The sequence below is a fragment of the Alicyclobacillus sp. SP_1 genome (genome assembly GCF_024706985.1).
Lineage (GTDB): Bacteria > Bacillota > Bacilli > Alicyclobacillales > Alicyclobacillaceae > Alicyclobacillus_I.
In genome coordinates, this window is the sequence record NZ_JAMCCX010000041.1 from 1 (window position 1) to 11,877 (window position 11,877).

Sequence of the window (11,877 nt, forward strand, 5' to 3'; positions counted from 1 at the left end):
GCCCCACTCTGTGGACCCAGATTTCGAATAACCAGAGGGAACACCAATTCATACCATCCTAAGTTGACAGCATTGGGACAGTCCCCCCTGTCCTCGGCGCCTTTCTCGGCAGTCTCGGCCGAAACTTCCACTCGAAGCATTCGCTTGACCCATGTGCATTCAGTGCCAGTTCCGTCTCCTTCATCGCTGCCCTCTATAGAGTATGTGCAAACACCGCAACTTGGTTCCCTTCGCCTGTCCTTAAACATATCGCAACCACATTCTCACTCCATGACCCCACGTCATAAAACGCGTCACAAAACTGGCCGAAGCATCCTCAGGCACCATAATCGAGCCTATTTTCTTTAAAACCTTGCCCGTATCAAGCCCATGATTGGGCGGTGCTCGTTTCGTCGTGTATACTGAAACATGCGGTCAAGTGACCAAAACTCTAGAAACGTCCGTATCGGGCGACTCGGAAAGTAGGGGAACGCCACGGCTTTCGCGATTTACATTGTTTTGAATGACTTGTGTAGTCTCTATTCCTACATGATGATCGCTTGGATTATTATGTCCTTCATACCCAACCTGAGACACTCTCGCGTTGGCGTCTGGTTAGGTCGACTCGTTGACCCGTATTTTGCGATATTCCGCCGCTTCATTCCGCCTTTCGGAGGAATCGACTTTTCACCTATGGTTGCTTTCTTCGTCTTTATCATCTTAAAAAGCATTGTCTTTTCTCAAATCCTACCGCTTGCCTTGCACTTTTATTGATGCAGTCACTCGCCGCAAAGCGGCGCAGGCGGCACTCCAGGAGTATCTACCTCTATCGATGTCAGCGCCGCTCTCTCACATCCTCCAATGTCCATGAAACACGGATGCTGGGGACGTTGCTCATTAAAGATTTGTAGCAAATTTGTAGCAAGGCAAACAAAAACCCTTGATACATCAAGGGTTTTCGAAGGTTTTGGTGGGCCCACTAGGACTCGAACCTAGGACCAATCGGTTATGAGCCGACCGCTCTAACCAGCTGAGCTATGGGCCCCTATGGAGCGGAAGACGGGATTCGAACCCGCGACCCTCGCCTTGGCAAGGCGATGCTCTACCCCTGAGCCACTTCCGCTTGTGCACTACACTCTACCATATCCACGTTTCGGGAATCAAGTCAAGGAGATGTTGTCACCTCTCATGGCCGTCTACCGTTTTGCCTTGCCGTCTGGCCCATTCAAGACGTATGCATACCTCTCTGTCCCGCACTGTATTGGCTGGACAAGCAGCGCCTTGCAAAGCCATATTGCCAACTGGCTCCACAAGACGATGGCCGAGTTGGAATGGCAAGTTTGCGCTGACTATGCGTTGGAACCTATTGTGAACACTTCAACAGACCGCTCAGAGCGCCCCGCCATCCAGGAGTCCGGCGGATTCGCAGACACCTCGCAGTTGACAGGCATGGTCTACTGCCGCGGCGGAATCCGAGGCGTCGGCACCGTCCGCAGAGATTGGATGGGCGATTTTCAGCGCCTTGAACTCACGACCATCGCCCCTGCCTATCGGGCTGCAGAAGGCAGCGAAGGATGGGACGAATTCGGCGGCCGTGAAGTGGAAGACGCTCTGGCCGCCTATCGACTCCTCGGCAGTTTCCCGTGGCTACGCGCACGTCCGCGCGTGTTGATGGGTTTTTCTAGGGGATCGATTACAGCAACCCAAGCCGCCCTCCGCTTACCAGACCTCGACGCTCTGGTTCTTTGGGGCGGTGTGAGCAACCTGCTCGCGACCTACGCAGAGCGCGCAGACTTACGCAGCACGTTGCGGCGAGCGGTGAGGGCCACTCCCAGCCGTCACCCCGATTTGTACCGGCGCCGTTCCCCGCTCTACTTGGCCCATGCGCTTCGCTGCCCCATCTTGGTCATGCACGGAACGGCAGATGCGCAGGTCGACTTTCATCACGCCACCCAGATGGCACAGGCCCTCCAAAGGAGCGGACAACGAGTCGTCACCCACTTTTATCAAGGGATGGGGCACCATCTTCCACGCCCCATCCACGAGGCTGTTTTGGAACGCATGCGCGACGAGTTGCGTGAATTCGAGCGTCTCGCGCCTATCAGCGATGCCCGTCCGCAGAATCAACACGATCCACAGAATCAGCACGATCCACAGAATCAGCACGATCCGCTCAAGCAAGCTGGTAGTCGGATATCTTCGACATATAGGTCGATGTCAACTCGGTTGCCTTATCGGACGTAATTCCTTGTGCAACCACTTTAAACATCGCCCGCTGTGAATCTGGCATGATGAGCGCCCAACCATCGTCCGTCAGTACCTTAATGCCGTCAATCAACTCGAGCCGCTGTCCTTTCATGTCTTCCATCAGACGGCGCATCACGCGGCCTTTGGCTTCAATGGGGCAGGGAACGGTCTCCGTGCGCATATGGAATTTCGGAAGTTGCTCCACAAACTCTTGCAGCCCAATGCCTTCTTCGACGAGAAATTGCAGCGCCGCCACCACTGCGTAAAAGCCATCAAAGTGCACTTGGAGGTCGTTTTGCATGCCGACTTCCAACAAAGAACGCAGGACTGTTTTGGTACGCACAACGGGAATGCCTACTTGAGCACTCATCTCCTCGAGCACCGACGGAGCTGTCACTGGCATAGCGAGCGGCATCCTCTCTTTGACGGCAATCAACATTTGCAGAATGAGCACCTCATCCGCCGATAGCGTATATCCAGTTTCCGAAGAAAAGCGAAATTCTTGCCCACCTGCCCGCAGGACAATCCCAAGGTCTGCTCGATTGTCGAGGACGACCTGACCGATATCGCGATCACTGTTGACCATGGTCACTACACTGCAGCCAAGCCTATCTAAAATCGGCAACATCACCGACAGCACATGCGGACTGTCACATTGAAACACGACTCGAAAAGCCCGCTGACGTACCCGTTCAATCGGGACACGAGACAACACTTCTTGCACATAGAAGTCGAGGATTTGCGGTCGATATTCCATCCCACCCAATCCATGGGCCCCGGGCCGAGCAAAATCCTCCTGAAAGAAAGCATTCTCAATGTTGCGTTCCGTCGCTTTATCAATCGGAAGGCCGTCTTCATCAAAGAACTGCAGGACAATCCGTTTGTCCCCGTTGTTCGCATCATCCCCCACGCTGCGGATGTGAATGCCGCCCGCACTGTCTGACCGCCGACATTCAAACCGCGCAACGGGCACAGGAGCCGTGCCGATATCTCTGACTTTCACGCCGATAGCCATCAAACTCGACATCACAGCAAATTTCAAAATTCCGCAATAGGCATTTTCATCGCAACTCACGGAAACCGTCGAATTCCGCGGCAATCCAGAGCCGTAAGCGGCAGCAACTCTGCTGACCATCTCTGGAATGAGTTCAAGATTAGGAATGCCGCTAATCCCGTCCTCTCCAAAGAGACTCGCGAACATGGAACTGGCCCAGATGAGAGACGTCTGTTGAATGGTTCCCTCGCCAATCCGCTTCTCTGGCCAGATTTTTACGCCCGGTCGAATGACCGCCATGTCTCCGATTTGCGTCTTGTCGCCAATCACGCTATCTTCACAGACGTCCACACCCACTCCGATGTTCACATTGTTGCACACGCTAGCATCCGTCAAACTCGCCGCGTTGGCAACGTAGTTGCGATTCCAGAGAACCGAACGCACCACGACCGTCTCCTGGCCAATCTGATTGTAGCGTCCGAGAACCACATCCGGGCCGATTTTTGCATGTGCAGATATCGTCGACCCCTCTCCGATGTATACGGGTGCTTCCAACTCCACCGTCGGATCGATTTGCGATCCGTTGTCTATCCAGACACCTGCCCGCAGCTCGCGACCTTTGATTTTGGCTTTGACCCGCTGGTGCAACAGATCAAATTGCGCCCGCCGATATTGCGCCAAGTTCCCGATATCCGACCAGTAGCCGTTTGCAACATGTCCATACAGCGGTAAACCTTGCGCCATCAACATCGGAAATAAATCTTTGCTAAAATCGAAGACTTTACCTTTCTCAACCAGCTGGAGAATTTCCGGATTGAGAACATAAATCCCCGTATTGACGGTATCGCTAAAAACCTCGCTCCAACTCGGCTTTTCCAAAAACCGCGTGACCAATCCATTTTCATCCGTCATCACTACGCCGTACTCAAGTGGAACATCCACGCGAGTCAAAACAATGGTGGCCAGTGCGGCGCGATTGCGATGAACTCGAATCGCTTCCCCGAGGTCAAAATCGGTCAGTGCATCCCCACTCACGACGAGAAACGGTTCATCTAAAAAATCCTCTGCATTCTTCACGCTGCCAGCTGTTCCAAGCGGCGTTCTCTCCTCAAAATAGTGCAGACGCACTCCAAAATCGCCACCATCTCCGAAGTACCCCTTGATGACGGACGCTAAGTATTGTACGGTCACCCCAATTTCCGTAATACCATACTCTTTTAACAGGTTGATAATATATTCCATGCACGGACGGTCGAGTAACGGCACCATTGGTTTCGGAAGATTGCACGTGAGTGGTCGCAAACGGCTGCCTTTGCCTCCAGCCATAATGATGGCTTTCATCCTACTTCCTCCCTCTTGGCTCCAAGACGTTATTTCCTCATTCTTCTCTGTCTTCTCGATGAACCACGCCAACTGCTGGAACAGGATGCATGACTTGCTGATAGACGTGAATGGTGGCTTCCGCAATGTGACGCCAGTCATACTGATTCAGTGCCTGCTGGGCAGATTGGGTCAACTGCTCGGCCCATTCGGGATTTTGCAAAATCCGCACGATTTGAGCGGCGACTGAAGCACTATCGCCAACCAAGCTGGTCAATCCCGTCTGCTCATGCCGGACGACATCGCCAAGACCTCCGACATCCGAGGCAACGACTGCGGCTCCCGCCGCCATCGCCTCGAGGGCGACAATTCCAAACGGTTCATACAGGCTTGGAAACACCGCCACCGTCGCAGCGCAAAGCATCGCGTTGCGTTCCTCGTCGGAGACAAAACCAAGAAAGACCACTTTGTCCGCGAGTCCCATCTCCCGCACACGCGCTTCTAAGCCAGGGCGTTCCGGTCCCGCGCCAATCAGCACGAATTTCGCTTGCGGACACTCCACCAACACGCGCGGCGCTGCTTCGACTAAAACATGAACGCCTTTTTCGCGCACCAACCGACCAAGGTAGAGCACAATTTGCTCGCCGTCCAACGCTACGGCTTGGCGACGGTCAGGTGATGCGGCAGAATTCAGGATGACGGCCGGATCGACCCCATTGGGGATGACGACCGTTTTATCGCGAGGCAGCGAAAAAATTTCGACGGCTTCGCGCTGCATGTAAGTACTGCAGAGAATCACACGCGTGGCCCGATAGGTGAGCCCCCACTCCAACGCATGGATACGCTGCTGCAATTCGGTCCGAATACCGTGATTTCGACCGTGTTCCGTTGCGTGAATGGTCGCCACCAAGGGGAGCCCATGCCGGTCTTTGAGTATTTCAGCGGCGTATGCCACCAGCCAATCATGTGCGTGAACCACCGCAAAAGAGAATCCCCGGTTCAACAAGTTCTCGTATTCGTCGACCATCATCAAATTCAGTTGCAGCGTCCAGTGAAAAAACTCCCCGCCATCCGGTTGGCGGACATGGACCCGATGGACGTGTACACCGAGTACGTCTTCTTCTTTCGGATAATCGCCAATCTCAGTCGTCAAAACGTGAACGTCCCAACCCGAGGTGACGAGGTAACGAGCGAGATCGAACACGTGGCGAGACAGACCGCCGACGGTCATCGGGGGAAACTCCCAAGACAACATCAGTACGGATGGTTTCCGACTGACCGCCGCGCGGTCGCTGTCACTGCGGAAAATCTCGTTCATGCGCGCCTTGTTTTGGTAGAGCCGGTAGTCCACCGTGGGAAAAACGTGATCGAGCGCTTCGAGGGCGCTCACCACCTGAGGTTCGACAGCACCTTCTCTCAGCATCTGCGATAGCTTCCGAAATCTTTGGACATGTTGTTTGACACGTTTGATGGCATAGTCGACCATCGTTTCATTGTCCATGATAAACGCCCAGTCACTGCTTTGCGCCAGCATCAACTCGCGCGCCGCCTGCCGGAGCGCTCGCTCCGTCCAGGCGTCTGGATGTTCGCATCTGCTGGCGAGTTCCACCATCTCTCGTTCACACTCGTGCAACACCGGATAGACCCAATCGTTCTTGCCGTTTAGCCAGACGTCTGCGTAACCGTCACGCCCCCAAGACGAAAAGGGAATATCGCACACTTGATAATCCTCGTATTGCTGCAAGTACTGCAGAGGCGTGCCCGCTTTCAGCAAACTCTCCTCGGAAGCCAGCAAGCGCAGCAAAGCTTCGAGCCACTGCGGTCCTTCATACCACCAATGTCCAAATAACTCCGCGTCAAAAGGGGCCACGACGATTGGCGCTCTGCCCATTTTTTCTGCCCAGTAGTCCACGTGCTGGGACCGTCCCGCATGAAAGTGCTCGGCATGTTGCCGCGCCTTGTCTGCCGCTCGAGACAACTGGTACGGCTGTTTGTCAATCCCACCACCACTCGTCCGATAATACTTGAAGCCTGTATTGACGCGAATTCCGTCCGGATGAATGAATTCGCGAATCAAGTTTATGTCGAGATCGTACCCAATATCCCGGTAATACTCGCGATAATCCACATCTCCCGGATATCCTTCATGAGAACTCCACACTTGCCTTGATGACTCCGCGTCCCGCGCAAAAACTGCGACTCTTGAACGCGTCAGGACAGGCGACAAAGTCGCAAACGCCGGAGTGGGTCGTGCCGAAGTCAGCGCATGCGTGTCTGCCACAAAATATTTCAGGCCCGCCGCGCTCAAAGCACGGTCTAGGCCAGGAGCATAAGCGCATTCCGGCAGCCAGATGCCGCTCGGCTTGCGCCCAAAGTGCTGCTCATAGACGGCAACTCCGGTCTGAATTTGAGCGCGAACACTTTCTTCTGTCGCGAGCAAGGGCAGAAAAGCGTGCGTTGCGGACGACGTCACAATGTCCAGAAAGCCCATTTCCTGATAGTGACGATAGGCGTTGACCAGGTTGCCGTTCCATTGCTGCAACAACCTCTTTGTTTCCAGCAATTCGCGATGGTAGTGTTCAGCCAGTGGCTGAAAGTCGGGTTGTCCCTCGGTCCGGGCAATTTCTCGCTCCGCCAAGCGCAAAGACCGGTGCAGATGCGTCCAATAGCGCTCTTGGCAGAGACGGTCGCTCAGCATCGACAGGAGCGTTGGCGTGATCGACAGCGTGAGTCGAAAGGGCACTTCATCCGCCTCGAGGCGCTCGAACATGCGCAGGAGTGGAGAATAACTTTCCGTGATGGCTTCATAGAGCCAGCGCTCCTCCAAATACTGTCCATAGTCCGCTTCTGGATGGCGCACGTACGGCAAATGCGCGTGAAGGACGAGCGCTAAATAACCTTTCCCCGTCATGGACGCGCCTCCTCACTCGGTACCGGATGCACCGTTTCCTCATCCACTCGAGACGTGTCCGCGAGGCGAATACTGTACCCGTCAAAAATTGGAGCATACGGCGGTTCCCCGATCACCCCTGTCACCTGGGAGGAAGAGGAAGGTTTTGATGAGACTCGCGTTGAAACGCCAGCGTGTTTTGCAAGAAGGCCATCTGGGCGATCCCGCTCGTCCTCCCAAACTTTTCGAAATTCGATGGCCGGATGCACCGCGTCTACCGATTTGTCTGCCGGACAGTGGACCATATTCGAGCGGAGGATGGAAAAAAACGCACCAGAATCGAGGCTGATGCCCAGTTCTAGTACGTAATTTCGATTCGACGCAATCTGCAAGAAATGCCAGTTGTCCGTATTAGGGTGAATTCTGATGGATACCGATTCGTGCGCATTGTAACCATCGAACCAAAGGTCTGTGACGTCATTGAGGCGCAAACACACGGGCACGTCCATCCATGATTGGCGAAAGTGCTCTTCAATCAGTTGCTTGCGCCAATCGGCAACCGTCCAGTACGCGAAGAGATGATGCGGGTCAACGGCCCAGAGACTGACGCGACTTCCCGACAAGTGTCGCGACCATGACTCATTCCACAAGTCCATCTCTTGATAGTCTTTCTGCCAGAGTTCGGAGAAGCCAAGCATTTCCTCACTGCAGAGCCCAGCAGACGACTCCTCTTGACCGACGGCTTGTCGATATCGGCGCAGGCGGTACTTCAATTGTCCGAGCGAGACACCGAGCAATTCCGCAACTTGCCTTTGGGACTGACCTTGTTCTAACCGGCGTAGCACGTCGAGCCAGTCCGCTTGCTGCCATTCGTGCTTTTGCATAGAAGATGCCCCTCTCTCGATAACGCGGCGTGAGATGGAAGGAAGATGGCTCGGCTCGAATGACGGATGGGTACGATACGCAGCGGCAAAATTCGTTGCCCAAACTCTCTTATCTGAATTATAGAACTTGTTTGGACCGCCGTAAATTGCTATGACACCACTAAGATGGTCGAATCATGTCGATCATGGGCAATCCTACGAAGAACTGCTCCCGTGTCCAGTCCAGCACTTCCTCCTGAGAAAACTCGGGCGAGTCCAACATGTCAATGATGGCAGAATGCATACCATCTTCACTTCCACCACCAAAATCCCAATCGCCAGCGGTGCGACGAACTGGCCTCGGCTGACCATTCTCTTCTCCCGCCACAAGCACCATCCATTTCCACCCATCGGAAGGCACACCGCCCAAAGAGTCTATCGAAACCCGAATGCGAATTCGGTGATGCATAGGGTCTGTGCAGACAAGGGAGTTCCCACTGACCGTTCCATCCGCCCGGACCACCGTCGTCTCTTGACTCCAGTCCCCAAAGACGCGGACCAACCGATTCCAGCCACAGTCCGCTCGAAACTTGGCATTCAAGCCGAATGTCTCATAGCTCCTCAATTCCCCTTCAACGGGGGTTTGAATATATATGTCCACCAGTTGCTTCGATATGCCATTCGGACCCTCCCAAGGATTGTCAAGATGAGCTAGGTCGACTTCAAAATAGACCCATTGGTCATCGACAGAGACGGCCGCTCGGCGCAAATCGAAATCTCCGTGCTGGAAGTCAGGGTGCGTCGGGTAGGTGTAGCATCCAGGTCCAGCGTCATCCCCTATCCGGTCGAACCACTCACCAATTTGTACCGGATGGTAAAAAAGGGCCAAGAACGAAGAGGACACCGCCCGCTGGTTGTCATAGCCCATGATTTGAAATACATTGCGGCCAATCATCCACAATTGAATGTCTACAGAAAAGGAGCCAGTCTGGTCCGCTTGCGCCACGACCGCCTCCCGTCCACGAATCACGACCGTGGCACCAGGTAATGTGCGGCCATAGACGCGAACGTTAGAACGACAAAGGCACGCATCAAAAACGGGTTCGTCGATCTCAACCGCCGGTCCTACGGACGGTTTTTGTGTTTGATAGCGTTGTTCCACCAAGTCCGGTGTCTCTATCACACGTCCTTCTTCAATACATTTCGCCAATCGGAGATATTGCGCCATAGCCCAAGCCAATGGGGTGGCCGATCCCGTTCCTTGCCCAGGGTACAACCCGAACTCGGCCATCTCCTCGCCATCCCAGATTTGCTCGGGAATCAGCAATCCGCGATTCGCACTCTTCTCCATCGTCCGCAGTAAGGCTTCCGGTCCGTACAAACAGCCAGGGGCGTGACGTTTGCGCGACACCGACCAGGCGACCTCATATTCGCCGCGTTCCCCGGTCAAGAGCGGCCACGGCCTGCCGACGCCAGCTCCCTGATACCCATGGCCGTCCTCCGTCTCCCCGTATCCATCCTGATTATACCGACGCCATACCGGACCGTCTTTCCCCATGTAGCGTAGCATCCGATCGACGACATCGAGGGACTTGCACACCGTCTCATCATCGGCCGGTACAATGCCGAGCCGAACCAATTCCAAAAATCCGGCATCGACAATGTCCGACTTCGGATGCCAGCCTCCCCCGTTCTTAATCTCGATGTAGTGACCATCATCCGGTTGCTTCGTATCGCTGACGCGTAAAAAATACGGATGGTCCGCGAGCGATCCCGCTTGGCAAACCGTCCACTGCTCGACTCTCCGGGCCCAGTCATCGGCCGTCGTCAAATACACCGCAGCACGGCCAAAGTCTTTCGCCGACCGCGCTATTTCAGCCGCCACCACCAGTCCGGCAATCTGTGCAGCAAGGGTCGAAGGGGAATATCCCGCATTCTCCTCCCAGCGCTCTTGGGCCGAATGCGGACCGTGATCGACAATAAAGTCGGCCGCTGGTCGCACCAATGTTTCGTATCGGCGAGATTCGGTCAACTGATACGCGAGCAGGATTGGAAAAGCGACTTGGTCCATCTGCAATCCGCGCCAGTAAGGCCGCCCGTCCAACCAAGAATTTTGGGGAAACGACCCGTCTGGAAGTTGCTGTATTTCGTCCAAGTATTCCAGTGCTCGTCGAACCAAATCGCGTTCCCCCAAAGCCGCGAGCGTCGAAGCGACTTGGTAGAAGTCGCGCGACCAGACCAAATGATAGCCGCCAACTCCTCCTTCTGACGAAGTGACACGGTCTCCCCACGGAATGGTCAGCGAGGCAATAATGGCGCCGGGATGGCGCTTGTCTTCGTGCGCTTTGAGTACCATGGCTGCCGTTTGAAGCAGCGGCCGAGAGCCGACAGTCGGCAGACACAACTGCGCGAGATATGCTCTCCAGCCGCGGATGTACCGCTCTTTTAGTTCAGCAAAAGGAGTGTTTAAGGTCTCTTGAGCCGCATCCAATGCGGCGTCCATCGTCGAACCAAATCCTAAAGCCAGGACGAACGATACACGCTTCCCCGCACAGTTCGGCCGTAGTTTGACAATCTGCGTCACACTCCCTGCGGTCGCGTCCGCATGCGATTGTGACCACTGGAGTTGCTCCTTGAGGGCCGTTCGATTCCTCTCTCCTACAGCATGTCCGCACGCTGCTGAAGCAATCTCGCAGGATGCGGAAAGAGCCATGAACACCTCTCCCCCCACAGCCGTAGCGTACGTCCGACCATCCCTGACCAGCACATCAGCGTACCCTTTCGCGCCGTTGTTGCCGGGAGTCGGGTTGCTGTAGACATAAAACGCATAGTCCTCCGCATGTCCTTCAAGAATCTCAATGTCCACTTGAACCGCAAGCGCATGCGCGTCCACATGGGTCACATACGTCTTTGCAATCCGGTACCGTCCATGGGTCGAAACATTCGTCTGCGTATAAAGTAGCGCTTCCTCCGACGACGGTTCAATCTGATGCTCCGTTTCTGTCTCCTCTGCATCGAAGAAAGTTTCGCCATCCGTCACCACAAGTTGCAGAAGGCGCAAGTTTGGGCAGCTTACGTCGGGATAATAGACCTCAGTCAGCACCCCTTGGCAGAGCGTAAACCACACGTTCGAGCGACTCGGCCCTGAGTCGGGAGAATAATATGCAGTTCCAAGACCATCCTTGGCGCCAGTCGTCCACGTTTCCGAAGAACCTAACCGACATCGTGTCGGTTGCGACCTTAGTGAGGTGAGCGCACCTCCAGGCGCATGCGAGCGACCAGAGCGGCGGCGCTGTGTTTCGGGCTTACTCAAGCTCATCACTTCCATCCATCTCAATGCCATCCATCTCAATCCGTCATGTTGAAACACCAACTACCTCCACCATACACCAACGCCACCGAGCATGTGCCCTTTTCAGTCAAACAAAGTCCCGGAACCAACAAAAAAAGCCCCGAGGGGAGGGTGGACAGAGATGGTCTTCCTCTCTGCACCCCCACACTCGGGGCCTTTCGTTCGTCTCTCTCGCCTGGCAACGTCCTACCTTCCCAGGGGTCTGCACCCCAAGTATTCTCGGCGCTGGAGG

6 protein-coding genes and 2 tRNA genes are annotated in these 11,877 nt (G+C 54.8%); 2 read left to right on the forward strand and 6 right to left on the reverse strand.

What is annotated here, in order from left to right:
* Positions 1-507: 507 nt before the first annotated feature.
* Positions 508-753 (forward strand): YggT family protein, encoded by a 246-nt coding sequence (locus M4I36_RS11440; protein WP_308661220.1) that lies wholly within the window; start codon positions 508-510, stop codon positions 751-753.
* A 194-nt stretch (positions 754-947) separates the two neighbouring features.
* Here M4I36_RS11440 and M4I36_RS11445 read toward each other — a convergent pair.
* Positions 948-1,024: transfer RNA gene (locus M4I36_RS11445), tRNA-Ile, on the reverse strand.
* A 3-nt stretch (positions 1,025-1,027) separates the two neighbouring features.
* Positions 1,028-1,102: transfer RNA gene (locus M4I36_RS11450), tRNA-Gly, on the reverse strand.
* Positions 1,103-1,167: 65 nt separating this feature from the next.
* Between M4I36_RS11450 and M4I36_RS11455 the strand changes: the two genes are divergently transcribed.
* A complete protein-coding gene (locus M4I36_RS11455; RefSeq protein WP_258111879.1) occupies positions 1,168-2,223 on the forward strand; it encodes an alpha/beta hydrolase family protein in 1,056 nt (351 codons plus the stop codon).
* Here M4I36_RS11455 and M4I36_RS11460 read toward each other — a convergent pair.
* From M4I36_RS11460 to M4I36_RS11475, 4 genes are all read right to left on the reverse strand, one after another.
* A complete protein-coding gene (locus M4I36_RS11460) occupies positions 2,153-4,561 on the reverse strand; it encodes a sugar phosphate nucleotidyltransferase (RefSeq protein WP_258111880.1) in 2,409 nt (802 codons plus the stop codon). The two genes, M4I36_RS11455 and M4I36_RS11460, sit on opposite strands and share 71 nt — an antisense overlap.
* Positions 4,562-4,598: 37 nt before the next feature.
* Positions 4,599-7,451, reverse strand: coding sequence for a 1,4-alpha-glucan branching protein domain-containing protein (locus M4I36_RS11465; protein WP_258111881.1), 2,853 nt, complete (start codon positions 7,449-7,451; stop codon positions 4,599-4,601).
* Positions 7,448-8,314 carry a DUF4912 domain-containing protein gene (locus tag M4I36_RS11470; protein WP_258111882.1) on the reverse strand — a complete coding sequence of 289 codons (867 nt, stop codon included), beginning with the start codon at positions 8,312-8,314 and terminating at the stop codon, positions 7,448-7,450. Before M4I36_RS11470 ends, M4I36_RS11465 begins: the two co-directional genes overlap by 4 nt.
* A gap of 160 nt (positions 8,315-8,474) precedes the next feature.
* The gene (locus M4I36_RS11475; protein ID WP_258111883.1) at positions 8,475-11,663 is read right to left on the reverse strand and encodes a glucodextranase DOMON-like domain-containing protein; all 3,189 of its coding nucleotides are present in this window, start codon (positions 11,661-11,663) and stop codon (positions 8,475-8,477) included.
* Between the last annotated feature and the right edge of the window lie 214 nt (positions 11,664-11,877).